Genomic DNA, 22431 nt, shown 5'->3' on the forward strand with positions numbered 1-22431 from the left:
TTCAGGAGGAGAGACCCGTCTCCCCGAACTCGTCGAAGGGCCGGACCCGAGAGCCGGGCGGGAGGCGGGTCTCGTCCCAGACGAGCTCCCCGTCGTCGAAAAAGTTGATCTCGCCCTCCGACTTGTCCTCAGCCACCCAGGTGAGGGCGCCATCGAAGTCGTGGCCGAGCGTGACGGCGGGCACGGTGAGTTGTCGCAGGGTATTGCCGATGGTCGTGTGGTGGGCATCCCAGTCAATGTGCGCGGACTTGATGAGCGACGGTAGACCCTTGAAGTCGTATGTCGCCGTGTCCGCGGGAACCAGGATGCGCTCCCGGTCCCTGGTCAGGGCGGCGAGAGCCTGCGGGGCCAGACCGGCCGGGGCGATCTCGAAGGGCTGCCAGCGGTCAATCAGCACCTCGCAGATGGATGCGAGCGGTATGGGCGGGTGGAAGGTGAGCGAACCTCGGGTAGTCCAGGTGAGACCCATAGCAGTAGTTCCTTTCATCTGGTTTTAATGGAGACCGATGCGCCCGTCCCGCCGCCGTCCGCCATCGGCCGGGCTACGGGTGCGGGGGACTTCTCCAGCACCCGGCCTGCCGGGCCCGCGTGTCGGCGCTGGCCGCCGGCGACTCATGGCCGGAGAGCATGCGAGCCGCCAAGACAGCGTCGGGTGCTGTCAGGCCCCAAAGGGGGAGACGGTCACGTTGTCGCGGGCGTCCGGCGCCACGCGGTACGCCATGCGCGCCGGGAAGTCGCGCTGGAGGTCGGGGCCGCGTCGGCGCTGCACCTTGAGGCGGCACTTTGCCCGTGTCGTGCCCTTGTCGCGAACGCGCTCCTTCAGGAGAGCGCATCCGCCACACGTAGCGGACAGTACCGTCGTCCAGGGCTCCAGCAGCCGTCGCCGGGTGGCGGGATGGATGCCCTGGTCAAAGCTCTGGCGGTATGGAGCCACGGCCGATGGTTGCGGGTGGGATGGTCAAAGTGGTCATGGAGGTCCCCAAGTTGTGAGGGTCAACGCGGAGAGGCTGTCGGCCGAGAGGGCGGTGCCGTCCGACTCGTCCTGGTGGAGCCCTAGCCACACCATTAAATATACCCCCATGAAAACATTTAAGCAAGAGTGAGGTTCGGGCGCCCAGGCTCATGGCTGCTCCAGCACCGCGCGTCGAGCGGACCGGCGCGGGCTACACGAAGCGCGGAAGCCTAAGGCACCCTCCCTCCGGGGCCGGTCCCTTCCCTGTGCTACTGCGGCAGCGACTCCCTGAAGGCGTCCCGGCGGGCGGATGCTCGGGCCCGGTGTTCGTGCGCCCGGCCGAGACCGCTGCCCCTGCAGAGCCCGTCCGCACAGGCGATGAGCACGTCGTCGCCCAGGCGCCACAGCAAGGAGTTCGCAGCCAGCGTCGCAGCTGCGAGGGGATCAATCTCGACACCGACCCAAGGGAACGCCGCAGGGTCCTTGCCTTCCCTGCCCAACTGGGCCGCCGCGGCTCGCCACATGGCTCCGCTGCCGGCCGCCAGCTCTCCGGTGCTCTCGCCCTCCGACAGACCGGACAGGACCTCACTCATGAACTCGCACACGAAGACCGGGGTATGGAACGCGCCGCGACGCCCTTGCTCACTCCGGGCGGTCAGCTGCTGGAGCAGCCGGCCGAGCAGGTCAGCCTTGAGATACCGCCCCGGGTCGGCACCGTGCTCCATCACGCCCGCTCGCAACAGCAGGTGGGTCAGCTCGGTCACCTGCTGCGCCGTCTCGTCGCAAGCGGTGCTCAGCCACCGGTAGAGCAGGCCCGCGCATTCGGTGAGGCAGGGGTGCCGTACCCACAGCTCGGCCCACGTGGCGCGCATCAGCTCGATCAGGCCACCGGGTGGCAGCTCGGCGATCGTGCGGGCGAGGGTGGGAGCCTGGGAGTCCGCGAGAGGGAGCAGGGCAACCGTCGCTACCGTGCCGAGCGGGACCTCAATGGCCGCGCCGGAGAGCCAGAACGCGGTGACCAGATCGGCGACCCGCCGGCTGTGCTCTTGCGGATCTTCCGGCAGAAAGGCCGGGCGTGCGTGGGCCGAGAGCAGCCACCATGCACCTGCGGCCCAGTCGGCCCATCTGTGGCACGCCGCGCACAGGGGCAGGGCGGCGGCCTGCGCGGCCTCCGCCAGGTTCCCGGTTCCTCGCCACCCGTCCGCCGCGGGCGGCTTGGCGCGGCATAGCGCACGGGTGGCGGTCTCGCCGTCCTGCGGGATGAGCAGATGCGCCTCGTCGTCGTGGGGCCGGTAGACGCGGGTGACACCGCTGAAGGGCATGAGTCTCTCCTGCTGGAAGGGCGGCGGACCGCACAGGGGATGCGGCCCGCCGGATAGGGAGGTCTGGTGCGCGCGGCCGTTGCGTAAGTGGTGGCCCGCCGCCGGCCGGATCGGCCCGGAAGCGGGGCCACGCCGGTGCCGGGTGCACCGCTTGCCCGTTCCCAGGCGGGCCCGGCACTGGTGGCTACGCCCGGTCGTCGTTCTCGGGGAGCTCGGCGACGAGTTGGCCGAGGGAGGTGCGAAAGGCGTGGTGCCTGCGGCCGCTGATGCCGTCGTCGCCGTCGTGCAACTGGGTACCGCCCTGTTGGTCGCGGAACTCCGCGAGGCCCAAGGCGGTGAGCGCACGGGTCGTCGGCCACGGGATTGAAGGCGCGAGGCGCCCGTCGGGGCCGACGCCGCTGGTCAGAGCTGCGAGCTGGGCCGTGGTCAGCGCGGCGCGGCGCCCCGCCGACGTGATGATGAGGGGCTGGTCGCCAGAGGAGGCCAGTGCCTCTTCGACGCCCATGACGAACCCGTCCACGTCATTGCAGTAGAAGTAGCGGGCTTCGAGAAGCTCGCGCAGCAGTCGGCGGCTGACGCGGGCGCGGGACAAGTGGCCTTGAGGGTGAGCGGACGCCCTCTTGAGGTAGGTCACGGTTCGGCTGGTGGGTGCTGTTGGCGGCATGAAATCTCCTGGGGAGGAGGGCCGGGCCTGGCGGTAAACGTGGCCCTCCGGCGCGGAGAGCCACGCTGCGTCGGGTGGCGGGCTGAAGGCGTCATGTGCTGGCTGCGCGCACGCTCTCGTGCAGCCGTCGCCAGGCGACGGCGTACGAGGACTGTGCGGGCCACGTAGCGGCCTGCTGTCTCAGGCCGCCGTGGAGCTCAGGAAGAGGGAGTTCAGCAGGCGGTTCGCCTCATAGGTGGCAGCCGCGACCATGGTCACGTCGGTGATCCGGTCCCGGTGGGCGAACATCTCGCGCTGATGGGCGAGCGCTGCCCCGGTGAGGTCGCCCTGCGCGAGAGTGTCACCGCACGCAACCAGCGCGCGGGGCCCGAGGTCCCACACGAGCACGTTCACCGCGGCGGCGGCAGCGGCGACCGGGGACAGGTCCTGCATCATCCACCCGAAATCATGCGGGTCGAGGTTGTGATCGCGCAGGGCCTCCGCGAACGCGCGGAACATGCTGCCTGTGCCGGCGGTGGGCTCGCAGAACCACTCCCCGGGCTGGGGCAGCCCCTCCGCCGTGATGAGACGCACCATGGCGGCCGAAACATCCGGAGGCGTGTGATACTCGCCGAGACCCTTGCGGGAGCTGTGATGGCGCAAGGCCGTGACGGTCCAGGACATCAGGTCGATGGTGGACCGGAAAGCCGGGTCGCTGGAGCCGGTGTAGTGCAGCACCCCGGACCGGACGGCAGCGCGGGTCACGGCCTGGACGCCGCGCAGCAGCGTCTCGTCCAAGTTCTCGCTCGTCCACTGGGTGATGGGGGCGGCAACATCGAGCAAGTCGGGGCGCTTCATCCAGTTCGCGGCGAAGCACTCGCCGTAGCCCTGGACCAGCACCCGGCCGGGCTGCGCGGCGAAGTAGCTGGCGAGGCGGCCTGCGTGGGTCGCGCCTTCGGTCTTGGTGGGCCACAGGGCCAGGGCGGCGACGATGCCCACCGGGATGTCCATGCGGCTGCTGCCGGAGGCCTTGTACCAGGCGTCGGCTACGGCTTCACCGAAGTCGGCGCCGGATCGCGCGGCGGAGGGAAAGTGGGGGAAGGAGTTCACCCCGGCGTGCCGGGCGCACCCGGGGTTGTCGCATCCGCTGACCTCGGCGGTCTTGGGTATGGCTCGGGGCCTGCGGCTCTTCAGCGCCGCGGTGATCTGGTCGGCAAGGTCATGATGGTTCATGTGGGATATCTCCAGTACGCACCGGTCGATGGCGGGAGCGGTGCATCGGGTGACTGCGAGCGGCTGTCGGGCGGGTGCCGGCGCTCGGTGCGCGGAGAGCGCCTCACGGGCGGTCCTTGGATTACGGCGGGGTGCCGGGAGTGCGGCGGATCATGCGCTGCTGGGTGGGGTCCCAGTCGCACTCGCGGTAGAGCTGGTTGATGTCCGGCAGGGGCGGGGTGTTCAGGGGCGCGCTGGAACCGGGCTGGATGAAGAAGCCGTACTCCCAGCACTCGGCGTCGCCCGGCCAGTGGCCGGTCCAGTGCGTGTTACGGGCGCTGCCGAGGTGGCCGCATCCGGCGCGCTGGTGCCCTTTTGCGGCGCAGCGCGCTACGTCGCAACGATCGCGGTGCAGTTGTCCGGGGCGGACGCCGCAGTCGGGGCAGTCGGAAGGGTCGGTGAACATGGATGCCCTGGGATTCGGGGAGCTCGGAAGGCGCGGGCACGGGCCGTTGACCCGCGCGGGTCGTTGGGCTCTCGGTGGCGGCAGGTCTTCGCGGACGCGTCGGAGCGAACAATAAACGAGCCACGTAGAAAACAGTTAGGCAACTTCGCGGATGTGTTGTGCCCTGAGGTGTGGCGCGGGGCGCGGGGTGCTGCGCCCGGGCACGCGACGGACGGGAGTCGGGCAGGGCTGTGAAGGAGAAGGGGCGGGGCGCCCCTGGCGGCGCGTCAACCGTCAGTGAATCTCGATCCGGGGGCCGTAGGGGAGCCCTCCCGTGCGGCTGTAAGGGAAGGTGATCCCTGCCCTGTATGCCTCCGTGAGGAGTTCGTTGAGGGTTCGGTCACTGTCGGCGTGCGGGCCGAAGTGCTGGCGTGTGATGCGCTTGGGCAGGCGTCGCAGCGGCCAGTCCCCGACGCGGCTCGGCGGGTAGATCGCGCTCCCCTTCCTCGTTGGGCCGATGTGGCTGCGGTGCTGGGCGTCGTGCACTGCGCCGATGCTGGCGGTGTCGGGGCGGTCGCTTTCGCGACAGATGAGGGAAACGTATTTGCCCTCGGGGTACAGCTGACCGAGTGCGGCGCCTACGGCCTTCACGACCACCCTTGCGTTCTGTTTCAGGGCGGCGCGGGCGAGATTCATCTCGGTGATGACGTCGGCGCTGGTGGCGTCCACGGTGTCTCCGTCTTCTTTCCGGGTTCGACTCAGGGTCAGCCGGGTCGGCGAAGCTGGCGCGGGGGAGTTGGGACGTGTTTGCGGTGCGATGTCTTCGCGCGTCGCCGCCAGGAAGCGGTTCACGCCGCAGTTTCGTCGGCCTCCCCGACGCGGCACGCCAAGCATACCACCATTAAAACAGTTAAGCAATTTAGTGCGTGGTCGGGCGGGCGGCGGGGTTGGTCTATGTCAGGTGCCAGCGAGTCCTTCAGTGTTTCAGCCGAAGTTTCAGTGCATGGTTCAGTGTTCCGCTCGAAACTTCAGTGTCGAGACGTCACCGCAGGTCAGCACACCGCCGGCTGGCAGGGACCTCACGAGACGACGGCTGGGACAACGGGCACTGAAGCACTGGCCGACACAGCGGGAGGCGCTCGTACCCCGCTCCGAAACGTCAGCGCCCTGGTCAGGGAGCCCTGGCACTGAAGGATCCAATGAAATCCGACAGTCTAACCTAGGCCGCCCGGCGGCGGCGAGGCGCGAGAGCAATCCGGTCGTTCCGTCAGGCCTTCTTGCGGGGGCGACCGGTGGGGTTGCGGTCGGCGATGCTCTTGTTGACGGTCTTGCGGAGCCACATGGGCTTGAGGACCTCCGGCTCCAGCCCGTCTTCGGGGACGCGGTCCGGCTCGGGCAAACGGCCGAGGCTCATGTACTTGGACAGGGTGACGCGCTCGACGGGCATCCCCCGCGTCGCATTGCCCCAGATCGTCCGATAGTCGTCGATGTCGAGCAGGTCCTCCGGGTGCCCCTCGGGCGGGTGAATCACGATCACCGGCACGCCGCCCCCGCCCCGCTGCGCGGGTGACGTAGCAGCACTATCGCGCCCTGGGGAGCGGGCTTCAGAGGAGGTTGCAGTCGGCGTCGCGCTGCGCTGCGGCCGGCGTTCACTGGCCTGCGGAACATCCCTTGGGCGGGGCGAGCTCTCCGTCTGCGGTGTGTGCTTGCCCGGCCATGACTGCGGTCGGTTCGCCCGTACCCAGGAACTCACTTCCCGGGCGTCCCATTTGCCCTCGACCGGCTGCGGGAAGTTGAACAGGCGGGTCCAGGCGTCGACGGTCTTGTCGCTGACTTCGTACTGCTCGCCAATGCCGTTCCGGTCGATCCGGGCGCTACGACGCTGCGCGGCCATCACACTTCTCCATCGTCAGGACTCCTGCTCGGGCGAACCGCATGCGACGCGGGCATGCAGCATCTCGGCGTAGGGTCATGCCTTCGAGGGCCGGCCGGCCTTCCGTCGGCTGTTGATGAACTCGTACGCGGTGCTGCGGAACCACTTCGGCTCGGTGACCTCAGGCTCCATCTTGTCTCCTGGCGTTCTATCCGGCTTGGCCAGGAGGCCTTGCGACCGGTAGTTGGCGAGCGACGACGGGGCCAGGGGCTTGCTGCGCCTGCGCGCCGCGGCGTCGAGCTCGGCGATCTCCTTCAGCGTCAGCAGGTCCTTAGGGCTGCCCGCGGGGAGGGCCACCTCGGGCGTGGCGGCGCGGGGAGTGGCCGGCACCTTCTTCTTTGCAGCCGGGGTGCTCTCGGTCTTCTTCCGTCGGACCTTGCGGGGGCGCTTGATGAAGTTGTAGGCGGTGCTGCGGAACCACATCCTTTCCCTGACCTCCGGCTTGCCGCCGTCGCCGGGTTCCCTGTCGGGGCCGGGCATCGTCGCCTTCGAAGGTGAGAGGTAGGTGCGCAGGGTTTCGACGGGCGTAGCCTCGCGTCCCAGGAATGTTCCCTCGAGCTTTCCGATCTCCTCGAGCGTCAGCAAATCTCGGTCATTGCCCTCGGGAAGGCCCAGGTCCCTCCCGCTCTCCTGCCCGATCGCCCACAGGCCCGGCCGGTGCAGCCTCACCCAGTTGTCGACCCTTGCTTCGTGGTACAGCCAGGTCTGCTGGGCTTTGTCGATCGCTTCGGGAAAGTCTGGCTCGTTGGTCCACTGCAAGGCCGCATTCCGATGCACTTTGTACCGCTTGGCCATCCTGAGGACGGTCGTGTACCTGACCTGCGAACCTGCCGGGATCATCTGTCGCTCCAAGGGGCCGGCGCATCTGCGCCGCAGTGGCGGACCGCCCGCATGGGCGCCGAACTGTACGGGTGTGGGTCGCTCCACTGCGCCTTCCGCCCGTGGGCCGGAAGGGATGCAGGTAGGGCTCCATTCAACGTACCTCTAGCAAACTATTTAAGCAATTTCGCCCCGCCGGCTTCTTTCGTCTCGCGGTAGCCCGTCCGCACTGGCCAGGATCCTCTGGCGGCACGCGCAAGCGACCCACAGCCAGACCCCGGCGTGCGCCCCAGGCTGTGGATGTCGGCCGCCGAGGCGCCTTCTGTCCGGTGCGGCGAGCGGTCGGAGTCCTTGGCGGTGCGGCCGAGCGATGGCGCCCAAGTGGGTAACGCCTGAGCGAAACTCATTGCTTAACTATTTTCAATGCGGTATATTGAATGTGCGGTCAAAGTTCGGCCGCGATCCCCAACGGCCGCTTGAGCGGCCTGTTCCGCCAGCCCCGCCTTCGGCGGCTGGCGCCCAAGTCATCCGTCGGACGAGGTCTGGCGGTGCTATGCAAGGAGGTGACGGACATGACGTGGATGACTGCTGAGCAGCTCCCTGTGTTCGTCTACGGCACGCTGCGGGCGCAGCAAGGGAACTACCGGAGCATTCTGGCGGGGCACACCGTGCGCGAGCGCCCCGCGTCCCTGGACGGCTACATGCTGGTGGGTTCGGGCGTGCCGTTCGCCGTCGCCCGCGAGGGGCGGCGTGTGGTCGGTGAGGTCATGGACGTGCGCCCTGAGGCATGGGAGATGGTTCTGCGTCGTCTGGACCGCCTGGAGGGCTATACGGGCGTCGAGTTCGACAGCCTCTACGTGCGGCGGCAGTGCGTGGTGGAGTGCGCGGATGGCGAGTCGGTGCGCGCCTACTTCTACGAGGCCGGTCCCGCTCACCGTGAGGGCTGGCTCATGGGCTGCCCGGAGGTTCCGGGCGGCGACTGGGTGGCCAGCGGCTTCGCCCGGACCCAGGGCTCGCTTCGACGGGTGGCTGTAGGCCGGTCACCCCGCCGCCGCCTCGCCTGAGCCGTACCGCGTGCGCACCCGAAACGCGGGTGCGCACGCCCCGTTCGCTGATGTTCGACCCCGGACGGCGCTCCGCGTCGGCCGTGATGTGTCCCTGCCCCGTGCATGAACGACAGGGGCAGCGAAGGACCTTGTATGTGTGGTTTGTTCGGATTTGTTCGCAATCAGGCCTGCGGCGACCCATCGCGGGCCTCCGTCATGTGCTTCCAGCTGGGTGTCCTGGCTGAGGAGCGAGGCACCGATGCCGCTGGCCTGGCCATGGCCACCGGCGCAACGGCCACGGTGACGTCACCGGTGGTCTCCCGGCGTGACGTGAAGGCCGGTGGCTGGAGGGTCGTCAAGGGAGCGGGGCCGTTCCGCAAGGTCTGGGACCCCCAGCTGACCGATGTGCTCGACCGGGCGCCCGCCGCCCTGGGGCACACCCGGTGGGCGACCCAGGGTGACACCCGCCGCCTGGCCAACTCCAGCCCGCTCCAGGTCGGCCAGCTGATCGGCACGCACAACGGTGACGTAGACGCGCTGGATCTACAGGGCGCCTACGAGCTGCCCGACCCCACGGGACAGACCGACACCGAGGTGCTCATGCAAGCCCTCGACCAGGCGGGCGGCGTCATCGCCGCCACCCTCCAGGTCCTGGAGTCCACCCTGGGGCGCGCCGCGCTCGCGTGGACCGACCGGCGCTGGCCGAACCTGGCCATGCTGGCGCGCACGGCCGTCAGCCCGCTGGCGGTCGCTCTGGACGACGACGGCAACCTCTTCTGGGCGTCGAACCCCGGATGGTTCCCCGTCGCTGCCCGCCGCAGCGGGGTCCGCATCCGGCGGGACCGGATCTGGCTGATGCCGGAGGGCACCCTCCTGCTCGTGGACTACTCCACGGGGGAGCCCCTTCTGGCGGGGCGCCACCGCTTCACCGCCACTGCCCGCGCCCGCGATGACCGGCTCGCGGCCATCGTCGCCTACCGGGGATTCAGCAAGGGCGACCGCGCGGCCGACCAGAAGCTGATCAACCACCGGACCCTGCCCGACCCGGTGCGCCTGTCCCGGGCCGTGCCGTTGTGGGCCTGACCGCGAGAACCGCGCTCCCCTGCGCCGACAACGCAGGGGAGCGCGGCGCATGGGCGAGCGGGCTTCTTGCTTGGCTCCCCGAGGATGAAGAACATCGCGGACGGCATCAGGCCGTTCGTCAGCGTGGCCCGGCGGTCGACCTCACCTTGATCGCTCCTCGAATGTGAGCACCGTGCACTGCCCGAAGGCCCCTGTTCTTGGGAACAGGGGCCTTTGCCGTGCCGGGGCGGGTGCTATGCGCGCCCGCGGTGCCAGCGGGTGGCTGCGAAGAGGGCGGTGGCCTGTGCCCGGTTCTCCTCCCGGGCGAAGATGCGATCGACCATGCTGCGGAAGGAGGCGGTGCTCTGCTGCCAGCGCTCGCCGCTCAGCCGGCGCCGCGACAGGCCCTCCCGCCGGAGGGCGGCCCACTGGCTGCCCACAGGCTCCCGGGGAGGAAGCGGATCGGTGCCCGCTTCGCGCAAGGCCGCGTTGGCCAGACCTAGGGAGACGTTGACCTGAGCCTGGATGACGCCGGGGTTGAGCGATCCGTCCCACATACGGAACTCGGCGTGATCGCCCGCACTCCCCGTCACCGACTGGAAGTTGAGTCCGATACGGTGCGAATTGTTGCCGTGGCGGACCGAGCCGACGGAGGCGTACGACCTGCTGGGCATCTGGTTCGGCTCGCACCAGCGCAGGCCGCGGTGCTGCCGACGGTCAGGATTGTGGGCGAGCCGGTAGACCACGTCTTCATAGGAACTCACGGTGCCGAGGAGTCTGTTGTGATTCTCGACGTTGTGGTCGTAGTCCGGCACCGACACGTGCACGTGGCCGCCCGTGCGGGCGCTGGCCACGCCTCCGTGCCTGCGGATGATCTCGCACATCGTCGCCAGGTTGTTCCAGGTCTGCGGCTCGTCGTAGAGGATCGGTGAGACGATCTCGCCCGCGACGGTGCTGTCGAGCTCCATACGCCACGCGTTCGGGGCATCCGTGTATCCCGCGCGGGCCGAGGCGTGCCAGCCGTGGATGTAGGGGTCGGGAGACAGGCCGGCCTGGTGCATGTCCCGGGCGATGGCCTCCTTCGCCCGCCGCTGCTCTGTGTAGTCCATGGTCGACGGGAAGTCGAATTCGAGTTCCAGGCCGAAGGCCCGGCCGCCGTCCCGTGCACCGAGGCCGCCCGTCGCGTTCTCCGTCAGGTACGGCACGGCCGGCTCGCCGGCCCGGCGGCGCGCCTGGGCCTGGTCGTAGGCTTCTTGGAAGGCGTCGAAGTCCTCGCTATAGGACCGGGCTGCCGGTTGGGCCGCGTGTTCGGTGCGCAGGCGCTCCTGCTCGGCCACCGACATGGCATGCTCTGCGGCGACCTCGTTGAGTACCTCCTGGGCGGCCAGGCGGTCCGTCGCGGTCGTGCTGGGCGCATTGAGCTCGTTCTGGATCAGCTCCGCCGTGTCCCGCTGGTGCCGGCAATGCCCTGCATCGTCCCGGGCGTGCGGGTCCAGGTCTCCGCACCGGACGTCTGACGGGCTGACGGAAAGCTGCCCGTTTTCGTCCTGAGATATGCGGAGATGGCCACGGACCGGGGCCGCTTCGTTGCCCTGGCCATGCCCGGCGGAGCCCTCCACGGAGACGAGGGCATCCTGCTCGTCGCCTACCGCTCGCCGTATCTCGTCCAGCGATGCGGGCAGGTACATGATCGCGCCACCCCCCGCCAACGACGTGGTCAGGTCCAAGGGATCGGGGGCTGCCTCACCAACGGTCACCAGGGGACGCTGGCGCGCCAGGGCCTCGCGCAGGGCGGCTAGGGCTTCTTCGCTCGCGAGTTCTGTGCTGGGGCGCGTGACGGCGACCGTGTGGTGCTGGTGCTCGATCCGGCTTCCGGAGCCCATTACTTCCCCCCGTCAGGCTCGGGCGCCGGCGGCGCCATGTCCGTGCGGACGTTGACCTGGACGACGCCGGCCTGGTGCATGGTCTTCAGCAGGCTCCAGTCGTCTCCCGGGTCGATCCACACCAGTGAGCCCTCCGGGCCTTCGGGGCGGGGCAGCCGGCCTTCCGGGCGGTAGAAAGTGGAGACCAGTACCAGCGGCACCGGGGCATCCCACTGCCGGACGGTCGGCGGGGTCTCACGGCTGCTCAGCAACACGCCGCGCTGTTCGGCAGTGCACTCCTCGAGTTCCGGGACCATAGCCAAGGAGGCCTGCATCCTGACCTGCGTGCGCAGGGCGAGCCGGATCCTTGCGGCCGCACGGTCACGCGGGGTCTCCAGGGTCGGGTACTCCGGGATCAGTGCTTCGAGGAGCTCGGACGGGGTGTCGGCCCAGGCGCGCCAAGTGGCTCCGTCGTAGAGCATCTCGAAGCGGTAGAGGGACTGGTCGTCCTTCTTCGGCGCGGTGGGCGGTTCGGCGGCGGCCGAGGCGTTGCGGGCGAGGAGAACAGTCATGTCATCTTCCTTCCGGTATGGAGGGGTTAGTAGCGTTGCCAGCGGGTGGAGGCGAAAAGGGCCGTCGCCTGCTCCTTGTCCTGGGCGCGGTGGAAGACCTCGTCGACCAGTCGCCGGAAATTCAGCGTGCTGCTGCGCCACTGCTCGCCGTTGAGCCGGCGGCCGAGCAGGCCGGTCTCCCGCAGGCGCTGTCGGTGGCCGCCCAGCTGCACCGGATCGCCTCCGGCCGGCCCGTGGGTGCTGCCGGCATCGCGGACGGCGGCGGCCGTGATGCCCAGGGACAGTTTGACCTGCGTCTGGATGACCGACGGGTTGAGGGAGCCGTCCCAGAGCCGGAATTCACCGTGGTCGCTCTGGTGGCCGCGGGCGCCGCTGAGGTTCACCGCCTGGCCGTGGCGGGCGCTGTATCCGACGGCGAACATGTTCCGGTAGCCGTCAGCAGGGACGTGGTTGGGGGTGCACCAGTCCGGGCCGCGGTGCCGGTTGCCTGGAGCGCCGGGATTTTGGGCCAGCCGAAACAGGACGTCCTCGTAGGCCTTGTATGTCTGCATCAGCCGGAAATGGTTGGCGACGTCGACGCCGTAGTCGTGCATGCCGACGTGGACGTGACCGCCGGTGCGCATGGAGGCGTGGCCTCCGTGCCGCTCGATGATCTCGCACATCGTCGCCAGGTTCTGCCAGGTGACCGGCTCATCGTAAAGGATGGGCGAGACGATCTCGCCGGTGACCGTGCAGTCGGTCTCCATGCGCCAGGCGTTGGCCGCGTCCGTGTATCCGGCGTACTGCTGGGCGTGGTAGCCGTGGACCCCTTCGTCCTGGGACAGCCCGGCCCGGTACATGTCCAGGGCAATGCGCTCGCGGGCCTCGCTGCGGGTGTCGTAGTCGCCGTCGACATCGAACTCCAGCTCGACACCGAAAGCCCGGCCGCCGTCCCGGGCACCGAGTCCGCCGGTGGCGTCCTCGGTTAGGTAGGGGATCGCGGCTTCCCCACGCGCGGCGCGCTCAAGAGCGGTCTCGTAGGCCCGCTGGAAGGCACCGAAGTCCTCCTCGTAGCTGACGACCTCCTCGGGCAGGCGGTCACGGGCCTGCACGTGCAGCGCGGCCGCGGCCTGTTGCTCGGCGAGCATCTCGTCGAGCACCTGCTGAGCGGCGGCCCGCTGGACGGCCCGGTCCTCCGCCGGCTGGAGGCGCTCGTGCAGCTCGGAGAGCCGCTCGCTCTGCTCGATGGTGGCCTGCCCGAGCAGGACCTGCCCCTCAAGCTCCCGGGCCTCCTGCGCCACGCGCTCTTCGTAGTCCGGCGTGGATTCCGGGAGCGGGCCCCCGTCTGACGGCGGGTCGGCGCTTCCCCACTCACTGCGCAGCTCGTCGCGTGCCTCGGTGAAACGCTGCGTCTCGGCGTCTGTTGCCTGGCCGAGCTCGATGCGCTGGCCCAGGCGAAGGATCTCGCTGATCAGGCGCTGCTGCTCCTCCGCGACGTCGAAGTGCTGGGCGTCGGGGGCGGAAATGGACGCGCTGGCGGTGGTGGCGATGAGGTGGTGCTGGTGGTCGATGCGGCTACCGGATCCCACGTGTGCCTCCGGAGGGGTCGGTGATGCCGGCGAGTTCGGCGTAGTGGCGGACGTTGGCGGTGAAGAGGTCTTCGGTGCGGGCCTGGGTGTCGACCCGGCCCTGGTGGGTCATGACCGCGCCGTGCCGGGCGTACTGGAGGGGGTTCTGGCTCACCAGGTAGAGCCGACCGGGGAAGAGAGCCTGCAAGGTGGCGATCCGGTCGGCACGGCTGGCGCCGGTGAGAACCATGGGGATGTCCTCGGGCAGGGTGGCGGCCAGGTAAGCCAGCCCGGGGACGGCCATTTCCTCCCAGTCGACCGGGGTGCGGAAGGTCTGGAGATTCACGGCGAGCGCCGGCGGGGTGACGGGACTGTCGTCGATCCAGTCGATGTACCGGTCGAGGTCCTCCAGGCGGAGCCAGTAGACACAGGGAACTGCAGGCACGCCGGCGGCGGCGAGTTCGGCGGCGAGCATGAGGTTGCGCCGCATGTTGATGAGGTTCTCGGCCCGCGGCTGGTTGAAGTACATGCTGGTATTGGGGGTCAGGACCAGGTCCCATTCCTGGGCGGCGAGGGTCTCGGCGATGCGGTCTTCCTTGCGCCGGGTCCAGTACGCCTCGACAAGCGGGTCCTCCGCGTAGCCGACGAGGACCGCCTTCTGCTCGGGACGCAGGCCCAGGGCCTGGTGGACGGTCTTGCCGGCGTAGCGGGGGTAGACCTTGTGGCTCTTGGGACTGAGCACGCGGCGCAGCCCGACCGCGTAGGCGGGCCATTGCAACTGGGCGTCGAGGCCGGGGACGTCGTGCCCGTCGATCTGCGGGATGAACTGCGGGAGATCCGGCAGGGTGCCGGGCACAGTCAGCCCGGTGAAGTGGAGGCTTCCGCCAATGTCGCGCATCCAGGCGGCGATATCGGGGCGTGATCCACAGCGGATGGGGCAGCGGCTGCACGAGCCGGCCGATCCGTCGGCGGGTGCCACCGATTCGGCGCGCGCGCAGCTGCAGTACTCGCAGCTGGAGGAACTGCCAGAGCAAACGGGCTCGACGGCGGCCGGGTTGTCCATGAAGAACGGGCACACGGCGCAGTTGCACCCCGCGGCTGGGGTAAGGACGGGGCGGCCGAGGGTGGGCATGGGCAGAGAAACGTTCATGCTGCGTGTCTTTCGGTGGTGAGGTCGGCAGGAAGCCGTCGGTTGAGGTCGGTGAGGAGGATCCGCAGCGACCCGGCGTCGAAGCGGTGCAGAACACGCCCCTCTGCGAGCTGGCCGTTGAGCGCGCGCAGCGATTCGAGGGCCGCGCCCGCCACGTCCGGGTCGACCGGAGGTGCCGGCTCGGTCTCCTCAACGGGTCCCTCCTGGCCGTCTTCGCCACCGGGGATTGACGAGACGGCGGCTGCGGGACCCGGGGAATGTGTGCTGACGACGGGACCGCCGGCATCCGGGCCCGTGCCTGCCCCGGCGGGCTCCTCGGCCGCAGCCTGCTCGCGCCCGCCGGGCTCGTCCTCCAGGTCAGAGGATGACCGGCTGAGGAGTGCGGCGGAGCGGGCTGCGTTGGCGCTCTCGCGCATGATGTCGGCGGCGGCGACCGCCTCCTCGGCGCTGATACCCGGGTCTTGTGTCTTGGCCTTGACCACGCTCGACAGAAGATCGGAGCGGCCCAAGCGCTTGACGGCCTGCCAGATCTCGGTAGCGGCCTCGCGGCGGCCGCGGGTCAGCCGCGCGAGGTTCGTGCGCGCGGCCAGCGATACCTGGTGCTCGTCCATGTCGCTGGAAATCTCGCGCGGCAGCGTGCGGAAGGCAGAGACCAGTTCCCGCGCGCGGCGTGCAGTGATCTGCAGGCCCAGCCGGCGCAAAACCAGCGGCCACGGCGCGGCGAGGTCGCCTTCCGAGCCGCGCAGTTTCTCGAGCGCCTGGAAGCGCACAACGGGGTCTTCGATGAGCAGGATGTCGTCGTCGACGTGGATGTCGGCGTTCAGCAACTGCGTGTGCAGGATCGCGCTGCGCTCCAGGAGAAGCGCCTTGGCGAGCTCGCCAGGCTGAAGGTCCTCGCGCGCGAGATTCTCCACCAGCTGCCAGGTGCGGCGCTCCTCATCGGTGATGGGGCCGGTACAGATGACGGCCGGCAGGGCGTCGAAACGGGGGTTGTCTGGCTGGTTGACCGCTCCCCAGCGGCAGGCCCGGTAGCGGCGCTCGCCGATGACCAGACGCTGGCTGGAGGTTCCGTCCGGTTGGGGGATCTCTTCGATGAGGACCGGGTGGAGCACGCCGACGGCGGAGATGGAGGTGATGAGGTCCGCCAGGCCCTCTGCACTGGTGCTCGGCCCGGGGCCGCGGCCCTGGACGTCGGTGTGGACGCTGCCGCGCATCGGCAGCCATTCGAAGCGGCGCTGCCGCAGCCGCTCCGAGCGCTGGAGGGCCTCGGTGAGCTGCGCCATGGTGCCGGACGTGCGGGGCGGTGCGCTCGGGGCCGTGCTGGTCATACGAGGGTCCTCCCTTCCTGGGATTCTTCAGAGGCGTGATGGAACGGCAGCGGGATCTCGTCGCGGATCTGCCGGATGGTGACTGCCATGCGGGCAGCGGTGCGCCGCTCACCGTGGTGCCTTCGCGTTCGCCGGTACGGCTCCGGGCACACTCGTGGTCGCGGTTACAGCTGCGCGGGCGGGGGTTGGAGAGCCACCGCCGGCCGTTCCACTGCCGGCGGTCGGCCGTGGGGGACGCAGGAAGACATCTGTGGGTGCCGGCCGCGCCTCTGGGGTGCCGCGCAGCAGGGGGGTGAAGATCGGCTCGAAGGGCCCGCGCTCTTGCAACTGCTGCAGTGTGGTCACGCCGATGGACATCTGGCTGGCCAGGCGCGTCAGCCGTGGGTCGGCACGGGTGAGGCTGTAGAGGTCTTCGGTACGGGCGGCCAGATGTTCGGCGAGCGACCTGCGGGCGGAGCGGCGTTCGGCGTCGAGGATCACCAGCAGCCGCGGGAAGACCGGGTAGGTGTACTGCCAGGCCGGCCGGGTGGCGGCAGCGGAACGGCGCGAGCGGTCCGGGTGCTGCGGCACGTACTCGTACAGCCGCCCGTAGGCCGTCACCTTCGCGGCCAGGCGCGCGGTGGTCATGGTGCCGCGGTCGATTTCGAGGAAGAGGTTGAACATGGTCCGCCTACCGCGCTCCAGGTGGACGTAGCGCAGCACAGCGTCGGCGATGACGTGGTCGTCTTCGAACCGGCGCTGGCCGTCGCGGATGCGGTGGGCGACCTCGGGAGTCCAGTCGAGGGGGCCGCACTCGTGGGCGAGCCTGCGGGCGTGTTCGAAGAAGGCGAGGCCGGCCTCGTTGACCGCCAGCGTGTGGGCCTGCCGGGTGCTGGCGACCGATTCGGGCGTCACGCGGTAGGGACGGGTGACCAGCTCGCCGGCTTCCTCCACGACCTCGGCACCGGCCTCGGTGAGGAACCACAGAAACGGCTGCTGCACGATGTTCGCCCCGCCCCAGTGGCTCTTGGCCCGCACCTGGGCGAGGAGCCCCATGTCCTTGAGCTCGTTGAGCTTGCGCAGCAGGTACACCGGGCGCTGCGCGGCGGGCGTCAGCAGCCGGCGCAGCTGGGCGGTGGACATCACCCGGTGCTGGTACAGGGTGTGCAGGGCCGAGGTGGACAGGGCGTGGAGCCTGGGGTGGCTGCTCGTCTCGATGTGGGCGGTGTGTTCGAGGATGGCGTTCATGCGAAGTCCGTCCCTCCGGGATGTCCGTCGGCTTCCCCGTCGGTCATGTCGCCACCCGGGCCGGGCTCCGGAGCCTCGTGCGCGCCTTCGTCCTCGATGGCGCTGGGTGCGTCGTCGGCCGCAGGCTCCTCCTCGTCGATCGCCGGCGGGGGCAGCGTGGCCAGGAACAGCCAGATACGTCCGTCGAGCTTGCTGAGGTCGCTGAGGATGTCGCGGACGGGTCGCCGGCGCAGGTTCTGGTCGACCGACTGGTCGAGCTTGTCCATGTCATCGGGCCGGTAGTAGTCGCCGTACAGGTCCTCCACGCTGGCCCCGCGGACCTTGAACGGGTCGGTCTGGCCACCGTCCAGGGTCACGGACATCACGTAGTGGTAGCGCTGGAGCTGGGTGACGGTGTCCGGGCTGACCTTCTTCCCCCACCGCTTGACGACCAGCTGGGCCTCGTCGACGTCGCTGGCCGTCGTGGAGAGGATGGACAGGTTCTGCAGCAGGCCCTGCCGTGTCGTAGCGCTCAGACGCTGTGCCATCTGCGTCATGGCGAGCAGCTTGACCCGGAATTTCCGCAACTGCTCGGCAATGGCCGCCAAGTGGCCCTTGGACGCGCCATCGACCGCCGTCAGCTCATCGATGAAGGCGAAGAAGTCCTTCCGGTCGGCCACGGCCGCGTCCCGGCGCGACAGGCCGGCCCGAAAGAGGTCGAAAATCAGCAGGCAGGAGACGATCCGGTCGGTGTCGCCGGTGCCTGACGGGCACACGAAGACGATCTTCCCGGTGTCCATGGCATGCCGGATGTCGTACGTCGACAGGCTCGACCCCAAGAAGGCCTTCAGCGCGTTGCTGGAGTCCAGTCGCTCGATCACGTTGGTGACGACCGGCGTGGCGTCGGCGGAGTACTTCGGGTAGTTCTTCGTCCAGAAGTCCCGCAAGTTCTTGGGCAGGTACGGCACGACGGACTCGCGCCACACCTCGTCGTTGAGGATCGTACGGATCTGGAAGATCGTGGGAGCGAGCTCGGGCCGGCCGGCTCGCGACAGCAGCCACGACAGGTACACCAGGGATTCCACGGACCGCGTCAGGATCGTCTTCGCACGCCCTGCGGAGTCGCTCCAGTTCAGCGCGCTCGCGAAGCCGGTGACGACCGCGTTGACGATCTCCGGGATGTCCGACTCGCTCCGGTTCTCCATCGACAGCGGATTCCACGAGCCGGCCGACGCGTCCAGGTCGGAGGACGTCAGGTCGATCTCCCACATCCGCGGCGCGAGATGCCGGTGGGCGAGGTAGGGGCGGGCGCGCTGCCAGCCGTCTCCGTGTGGATCAAGGAAGAGAATCCCGTGGCCGTTGTGCGCGAGCGCGATCGCCTGGACGAGGCTCAGCTCCGTCTTTCCATAACCGGCCTTGCCCAAGAACAAGGCGAACAGCAAGTACGCCAACGGCAGGCCGGCCAGGCGCTCTCCGCCACCTGGCATGGCCACCCAGCCCAGGGGCAGCAGGTCCGGCTGCCCGGTCCAGGTGGGCAGGCTCGGCGGGGGCGGAGGCACCACGCCACCCGAGCGGGCGACGTTCGCAGCCATGTTGTGCTTCGTCGGCGGCTTGATCAGGCCGGCGATCTCGGTTCCGGTGACCCACCCGCGCTTGCGCGGTGCAAACTCGCCGGTGGCGAAGCGGCGGTCGAAGTTCTTGCGGTACAGCCGGGCGTCCGCGCGCACCTGCGTCACGCCCAGGTTGAGCCCGACCGGGCGCAGATGGTTCTCACCTGCCCAGGCCTCCAGGGTCGCCAGGATCTGGTCCAGCAGCACCCGGGCACGGGCCGGGTCTGCCGAACAGGTGCGCACGAGCATCTGCAGCTCGAAGACCGCGTCTGTGCCGGACGCGAACTTGCCCAGGCTCGCCTTGAGGTCCGATATCCGGGGCGGACGCTGGAACTGAGAGCGCGAGGCATGGCGGGAGCCCTGGTGGCCCTGCGCTTCGCGAAGGGCCTCCGACGCGATTGAGGACAGCCGGTCCAGGCTGAGGCCGCCGCCGGCGGGCTGCGGCATGCCGGGTATGGCCGGCATGTCCTGAGGGCGCCGACGGGCCTGCGACAGGAGCCGCTGTTTTCTCCGGTTCACCTTGCTCGCGGAGACCGGCACCAGGTCCAGCACCACGTCGGCGCGCTCGCCGAGGTCCTCACGGACATCGGCGACGGCCGCGGCGAGCGCTTCCAGAGGGTCGGGGCGGAGCGGAACCTCCCGAAGAGAGAGGTAGTCGGGCAGCGCCAGGCCCAGCTCGGCGCGCGCCACGTGCACCTCCCTCTCGGGGCCCCGCGCCTGTGCCGGCACGGCGCCCTTCCTCAGGCCGACCCTCCTGCTGCGCTTCTTGAGAGAAGACGTCTTCATCGCTTCGTTCCTCGCTCGTCGTGGTGAAGATCAGGCCGCCGCCGGGCTGGCAGCCGCCGCCCCCAGCCGGATACGCGGCGGCTCAGTCCGGCTCGCCTGGGCATCCACCGCCCGCAGCTCGCACTGCGCGTATCCCTGGTGGCGCAACACCGAGGCCGCCCGGGCAGGCCCCTCAAGGCGCAGCGTCAGCGGTCCTCCGGTCGACAGCAGCCGCACCCGCATCGCCGTGCCCCGGGCGGGAGTGAAGGCCCACCGCGAGACGCTGCGCTGCGCCTGGGCGATCTGTTTGGCGAACCGCAGGACTTCCTCGAGCCCCGGGTCGAAGCCGTTGGTGGGCAGCACCTCGAAGGCAAGGCGCCCCTGCTGCAGCATCCTTCGGGTGACCAGGTGGCGGAGCGCCTGGGTGAGCAGCACGCCGAGAAGGGCCAAGGTGGCTATCCACCAAGCGTTGCCGGTCGCCCAATGCGCCGCGGCCTGCGTGTGCTCGGGGAGCGCCTGGGCGGCGTCAAAGAGCTTGTCGATCATGTCGTTGGTCGTCATGGGGCACCGGCCCGTGACCGGGCCGCCGGAGGTGTGGCAGCGGAAGGAGTGGAGGACATGGGGAATCTCCTGACTGAGGCCAGTTGGGGGGATCACCCATAGAGGTGTTGCGGAAGGCCTCCGTGTGACATGCCTCGCTGAACTTTCTCCGCCGGCGACCGCACAGGGTCGGCGCCATGGGCCCCGTGGGGGCCATGGCGCCGACAGGGGCGGGTCAGATGTTGATCCCGTGGCTGCGGAGGTAGCCCAGCGGGTCGGTGTCCGATCCGTATTCGGGGCCGGTGCGGGTCTCGAAGTGCAGGTGGGGGCCACTGGCGTTGCCGGTATCGCCGGAGACGCCGATCTGCTGGCCTCCGCCTACCTGCTGCCCGGAGCTGACGGACAGCGAGGACTGGTGGGCGTACTGGGAGTACATGCCGTCCCCGTGCCTGATCACCACCTGGTACCCGTACGCGTCGGACCAGCCGGCGGTGACCACGGTGCCCGGGCCGACCGCGCGAACCGCGGTGCCGGCAGGCACGGGGAAGTCGACGCCGGTGTGGTACCCGCTGGACCAACTCGAGCCCGACACCCGGTAGCCGGTGCCGATCGAGTCGTCGGCCACGGGGGCGACCCAGCTGCCCGAGGTGCCGCCCTTCGCCGGCTCGGTGTAGCCCAGGTGCTTCATTCTCAGGATCTGTGATTCCCAGTAGGACAGGGGCTTGATGCGCACGTTCGCGCCGGTATGGGGGGCGTCGATGACCTCGCCGCCCCCGATGAACATGGACACGTGCTCCGGCGCGGAAGCGCTGCCGCCCGTGAAGATCAGGTCGCCGGGCTGGAGGTCTCGCACCGAGGGGACTTCGCTGCCCTCACTGACCTGTTCGTACGTGCTCCGGGGCAGATTCACGCCGGCTCTGGACCAGGCCATCTTGACCAGGCTCGAGCAGTCGCAGCCGTTGCCGCCCTGGAAGGGAGGCTGGCATTCCCCGCCCCACTGGTAGGGCGTGTCCAGGGCGGCGCGCGCTGCCTGGATGACCTCCCCGAGTCGACCAGCGGCGGCTCCGCCGCCGGACATCGGTGCTGCCCACTTGCGGGCAAGAGCACGGATTTCCTTCACGTACCCCTGTGTCTCGTCAAAAGGGGGAACGTCTCCCGCGTGGATGACCGCGTAGGGGCCGGCGTTGTAGGCGGCGAGCATGTTGTCGGTTTTGTCGCCGGGCACGTCTTTGACGTCCTTGGCGAGGCTGCAGTCGTAGGCGACGGCGGAGGGTATGGCGTCCTGCGGGTCGAAGACGTCCTTGCGGCCGTCGCCGTTGCCGTCGACGCCGTCCGTCTTCCAGGTGCCTGGGATGAACTGGGCGATGCCTTGGGCGATGACCTCACCGGTTTTCGGGTCCTTGGATTCGGCCTTCGGGTCCCAGGTGCTCTCGGAGTAGATCTGGGCTGCCAGGAGGGAGGGGGTCACCTCGGGGCACCCGTGCTTCTGGATGGCGCTGGTGATGAGGGGGCGGATCCAGCTCGGGATGTCCTTGGTGTCGCTCAGGCCTCCGCCGAAGCCGGCGTTGGTCATGCCGTTGCTGGTGTTGTCCTCGCCGATGGCGGAGGTGATGGCCAGGACGGCCGCGACGAGCAGCCCGAAGAGCGCGACCCCTACACAGCCGATGGAGGCGAAAGCTTTCTTCACGGGGCCGCCTCAGACGTTCGGCATGTCGGCGGCACGCCACCGGCTGTCGGGGGAGCGGCTGAGCTTGAGGGCGACCTGCTGGGGACGGGTGATGGCCGGCCCGGTCTCGGGGGTGACGATGAGCGTGTAGAGCACCCGTGCGTAAGCCGTGTCACCGGTGGGGGCGGGCGCTCCGTCCGGAACGCTGATCCGCGTGATGTCCGCGGTGACACGGGTCCGCGCGGCCTGCCACTGCTGCCACTGGTGGGCGCCGGCGCTTCCCGTCCTGCCACGCAGCTTCGTGGCGAACTCCGAGGTGGCCTCGGCAGCAGCGCGCTCGGCGGCCGTGCTGTAGGACGCGTCCTTGCCAGGCCTGGCGTCGTGGCCGGCCCAGGCCATGACGAATCGTTTCGCTGCGTCGGCGACGGGCTGGGGCAACCCCTGGGGCACCGCGCCTGCGGCAGGCACCTGGCTCGCGGGCTTGGACGGCGAGGGCGCCGCCGCGGAAGGAGAGGGCCCCCCGGGCGCAGGTGGCCGGGAGGGCGAGGTGCTCGGGGCGGGAGCTTGGCGGGCCTTGGGGGCGGAGTCGGGGTGGGGCGCGGCCAGAAGGGCGATGCCCAGGCCGGCGAAGAGCACTGCGCCGGTGAAGAGGGCGGCGGTGCCGACGGCTCGCCGTCGAGGTGTTGTGGACTTGGGCATGGTGCACCCCCATCGGGTGGACGAATCGTTTGTGGCGCCCGGGGCGCAGAGA

The 22431-nt window shown here is 69.6% G+C and carries 21 protein-coding genes; 3 read left to right on the top strand and 18 right to left on the bottom strand.

The genetic code is table 11. The features are described from left to right. Nucleotide 1 precedes the first annotated feature (1 nt). The 8 genes from ACZ6MA_RS29755 to ACZ6MA_RS29790 all read right to left on the bottom strand — a co-directional run bounded on the left by ACZ6MA_RS29755 (nt 2) and on the right by ACZ6MA_RS29790 (nt 7302). The gene (locus ACZ6MA_RS29755; RefSeq protein ID WP_469437520.1) at nt 2-469 is read right to left on the bottom strand and encodes a hypothetical protein; all 468 of its coding nucleotides are present in this window, start codon (nt 467-469) and stop codon (nt 2-4) included. Nucleotides 470-1221: 752 nt separating this feature from the next. Beyond that, nucleotides 1222-2274, bottom strand: a complete 1053-nt coding sequence (locus ACZ6MA_RS29760; RefSeq protein WP_469437521.1) for an N-6 DNA methylase — start codon at nt 2272-2274, stop codon at nt 1222-1224. Nucleotides 2275-2458: 184 nt separating this feature from the next. Next, nucleotides 2459-2866, bottom strand: coding sequence for a hypothetical protein (locus tag ACZ6MA_RS29765; protein WP_469437522.1), 408 nt, complete (start codon nt 2864-2866; stop codon nt 2459-2461). A 252-nt stretch (nt 2867-3118) separates the two neighbouring features. Continuing rightward, nucleotides 3119-4150 carry an N-6 DNA methylase gene (locus ACZ6MA_RS29770; RefSeq protein WP_469437524.1) on the bottom strand — a complete coding sequence of 344 codons (1032 nt, stop codon included), beginning with the start codon at nt 4148-4150 and terminating at the stop codon, nt 3119-3121. A 121-nt stretch (nt 4151-4271) separates the two neighbouring features. Continuing rightward, nucleotides 4272-4595, bottom strand: coding sequence for a hypothetical protein (locus ACZ6MA_RS29775; protein WP_469437525.1), 324 nt, complete (start codon nt 4593-4595; stop codon nt 4272-4274). A gap of 273 nt (nt 4596-4868) precedes the next feature. Further along, the gene (locus ACZ6MA_RS29780; protein WP_469437526.1) at nt 4869-5303 is read right to left on the bottom strand and encodes a hypothetical protein; all 435 of its coding nucleotides are present in this window, start codon (nt 5301-5303) and stop codon (nt 4869-4871) included. Nucleotides 5304-5841: 538 nt separating this feature from the next. Then, nucleotides 5842-6468, bottom strand: a complete 627-nt coding sequence (locus tag ACZ6MA_RS29785) for a hypothetical protein (RefSeq protein WP_469437527.1) — start codon at nt 6466-6468, stop codon at nt 5842-5844. A gap of 75 nt (nt 6469-6543) precedes the next feature. Next, the gene (locus ACZ6MA_RS29790; protein WP_469437529.1) at nt 6544-7302 is read right to left on the bottom strand and encodes a hypothetical protein; all 759 of its coding nucleotides are present in this window, start codon (nt 7300-7302) and stop codon (nt 6544-6546) included. Nucleotides 7303-7898: 596 nt separating this feature from the next. Here ACZ6MA_RS29790 and ACZ6MA_RS29795 point away from each other — a divergent pair. Beyond that, on the top strand, nt 7899-8390 hold the full coding sequence (locus ACZ6MA_RS29795; protein WP_469437530.1) for a gamma-glutamylcyclotransferase family protein: 492 nt from the start codon (nt 7899-7901) through the stop codon (nt 8388-8390). Between the two features lie 258 nt (nt 8391-8648). Continuing rightward, nucleotides 8649-9455, top strand: a complete 807-nt coding sequence (locus ACZ6MA_RS29800) for a class II glutamine amidotransferase (RefSeq protein WP_469437532.1) — start codon at nt 8649-8651, stop codon at nt 9453-9455. A 233-nt stretch (nt 9456-9688) separates the two neighbouring features. On the opposite strand, the gene ACZ6MA_RS29805 is transcribed toward ACZ6MA_RS29800, so the two are convergent. Genes ACZ6MA_RS29805 through ACZ6MA_RS29820 form a run of 4 tightly spaced genes read right to left on the bottom strand, consistent with a single transcriptional unit; the run spans nt 9689 to nt 14313 of the window. Further along, on the bottom strand, nt 9689-11317 hold the full coding sequence (locus ACZ6MA_RS29805) for an amidoligase family protein (protein WP_469437533.1): 1629 nt from the start codon (nt 11315-11317) through the stop codon (nt 9689-9691). Then, nucleotides 11317-11868 carry a hypothetical protein gene (locus tag ACZ6MA_RS29810; protein ID WP_469437535.1) on the bottom strand — a complete coding sequence of 184 codons (552 nt, stop codon included), beginning with the start codon at nt 11866-11868 and terminating at the stop codon, nt 11317-11319. Before ACZ6MA_RS29810 ends, ACZ6MA_RS29805 begins: the two co-directional genes overlap by 1 nt. 26 nt (nt 11869-11894) lie before the next feature. Continuing rightward, on the bottom strand, nt 11895-13436 hold the full coding sequence (locus tag ACZ6MA_RS29815; protein WP_469437536.1) for an amidoligase family protein: 1542 nt from the start codon (nt 13434-13436) through the stop codon (nt 11895-11897). Beyond that, nucleotides 13423-14313: a DUF4417 domain-containing protein gene (locus ACZ6MA_RS29820; RefSeq protein ID WP_469437538.1), complete on the bottom strand. Its 891-nt coding sequence runs from the start codon at nt 14311-14313 to the stop codon at nt 13423-13425. Before ACZ6MA_RS29820 ends, ACZ6MA_RS29815 begins: the two co-directional genes overlap by 14 nt. On the opposite strand from ACZ6MA_RS29820, the gene ACZ6MA_RS29825 reads away from it, so the two are divergent. Then, a complete protein-coding gene (locus tag ACZ6MA_RS29825) occupies nt 14303-14587 on the top strand; it encodes a hypothetical protein (RefSeq protein ID WP_469437539.1) in 285 nt (94 codons plus the stop codon). The two genes, ACZ6MA_RS29820 and ACZ6MA_RS29825, sit on opposite strands and share 11 nt — an antisense overlap. Here ACZ6MA_RS29825 and ACZ6MA_RS29830 read toward each other — a convergent pair. The 6 genes from ACZ6MA_RS29830 to ACZ6MA_RS29855 form a co-directional block, all read right to left on the bottom strand. Beyond that, on the bottom strand, nt 14562-15893 hold the full coding sequence (locus tag ACZ6MA_RS29830) for a ParB/RepB/Spo0J family partition protein (RefSeq protein ID WP_469437540.1): 1332 nt from the start codon (nt 15891-15893) through the stop codon (nt 14562-14564). The two genes, ACZ6MA_RS29825 and ACZ6MA_RS29830, sit on opposite strands and share 26 nt — an antisense overlap. A gap of 108 nt (nt 15894-16001) precedes the next feature. Continuing rightward, nucleotides 16002-17120: a replication-relaxation family protein gene (locus ACZ6MA_RS29835; RefSeq protein ID WP_469437542.1), complete on the bottom strand. Its 1119-nt coding sequence runs from the start codon at nt 17118-17120 to the stop codon at nt 16002-16004. After that, nucleotides 17117-19495: a type IV secretory system conjugative DNA transfer family protein gene (locus tag ACZ6MA_RS29840; protein ID WP_469437544.1), complete on the bottom strand. Its 2379-nt coding sequence runs from the start codon at nt 19493-19495 to the stop codon at nt 17117-17119. Before ACZ6MA_RS29840 ends, ACZ6MA_RS29835 begins: the two co-directional genes overlap by 4 nt. Nucleotides 19496-19525: 30 nt before the next feature. Continuing rightward, nucleotides 19526-20035: a hypothetical protein gene (locus ACZ6MA_RS29845; protein WP_469437545.1), complete on the bottom strand. Its 510-nt coding sequence runs from the start codon at nt 20033-20035 to the stop codon at nt 19526-19528. Between the two features lie 214 nt (nt 20036-20249). After that, complete coding sequence (locus tag ACZ6MA_RS29850; protein WP_469437546.1) at nt 20250-21701, bottom strand: peptidoglycan DD-metalloendopeptidase family protein; 1452 nt, start codon at nt 21699-21701, stop codon at nt 20250-20252. 9 nt (nt 21702-21710) lie between these two features. Beyond that, the gene (locus ACZ6MA_RS29855) at nt 21711-22379 is read right to left on the bottom strand and encodes a Cif family virulence factor (RefSeq protein WP_469437548.1); all 669 of its coding nucleotides are present in this window, start codon (nt 22377-22379) and stop codon (nt 21711-21713) included. Nucleotides 22380-22431: the final 52 nt, after the last annotated feature.

The organism is Streptomyces sp. NPDC042259 (assembly GCF_055582085.1).

Excerpts from the sequence above, each read along its gene's own strand:
- ACZ6MA_RS29760 (WP_469437521.1), bottom strand. The coding sequence starts at position 2,274 with ATGCCCTTCAGCGGTGTCACCCGCGTCTACCGGCCCCACGACGACGAG.
- ACZ6MA_RS29830 (WP_469437540.1), bottom strand. The coding sequence starts at position 15,893 with ATGACCAGCACGGCCCCGAGCGCACCGCCCCGCACGTCCGGCACCATG.
- ACZ6MA_RS29800 (WP_469437532.1), top strand. The coding sequence starts at position 8,649 with ATGGCCACCGGCGCAACGGCCACGGTGACGTCACCGGTGGTCTCCCGG.
- ACZ6MA_RS29790 (WP_469437529.1), bottom strand. The coding sequence starts at position 7,302 with ATGGCCAAGCGGTACAAAGTGCATCGGAATGCGGCCTTGCAGTGGACC.
- ACZ6MA_RS29805 (WP_469437533.1), bottom strand. The coding sequence starts at position 11,317 with ATGGGCTCCGGAAGCCGGATCGAGCACCAGCACCACACGGTCGCCGTC.
- ACZ6MA_RS29770 (WP_469437524.1), bottom strand. The coding sequence starts at position 4,150 with ATGAACCATCATGACCTTGCCGACCAGATCACCGCGGCGCTGAAGAGC.
- ACZ6MA_RS29785 (WP_469437527.1), bottom strand. The coding sequence starts at position 6,468 with ATGGCCGCGCAGCGTCGTAGCGCCCGGATCGACCGGAACGGCATTGGC.
- ACZ6MA_RS29795 (WP_469437530.1), top strand. The coding sequence starts at position 7,899 with ATGACGTGGATGACTGCTGAGCAGCTCCCTGTGTTCGTCTACGGCACG.
- ACZ6MA_RS29835 (WP_469437542.1), bottom strand. The coding sequence starts at position 17,120 with ATGAACGCCATCCTCGAACACACCGCCCACATCGAGACGAGCAGCCAC.
- ACZ6MA_RS29840 (WP_469437544.1), bottom strand. The coding sequence starts at position 19,495 with ATGAAGACGTCTTCTCTCAAGAAGCGCAGCAGGAGGGTCGGCCTGAGG.
- ACZ6MA_RS29855 (WP_469437548.1), bottom strand. The coding sequence starts at position 22,379 with ATGCCCAAGTCCACAACACCTCGACGGCGAGCCGTCGGCACCGCCGCC.
- ACZ6MA_RS29825 (WP_469437539.1), top strand. The coding sequence starts at position 14,303 with ATGTCGCGCATCCAGGCGGCGATATCGGGGCGTGATCCACAGCGGATG.
- ACZ6MA_RS29820 (WP_469437538.1), bottom strand. The coding sequence starts at position 14,313 with ATGCGCGACATTGGCGGAAGCCTCCACTTCACCGGGCTGACTGTGCCC.
- ACZ6MA_RS29845 (WP_469437545.1), bottom strand. The coding sequence starts at position 20,035 with ATGACGACCAACGACATGATCGACAAGCTCTTTGACGCCGCCCAGGCG.
- ACZ6MA_RS29810 (WP_469437535.1), bottom strand. The coding sequence starts at position 11,868 with ATGACTGTTCTCCTCGCCCGCAACGCCTCGGCCGCCGCCGAACCGCCC.
- ACZ6MA_RS29755 (WP_469437520.1), bottom strand. The coding sequence starts at position 469 with ATGGGTCTCACCTGGACTACCCGAGGTTCGCTCACCTTCCACCCGCCC.
- ACZ6MA_RS29775 (WP_469437525.1), bottom strand. The coding sequence starts at position 4,595 with ATGTTCACCGACCCTTCCGACTGCCCCGACTGCGGCGTCCGCCCCGGA.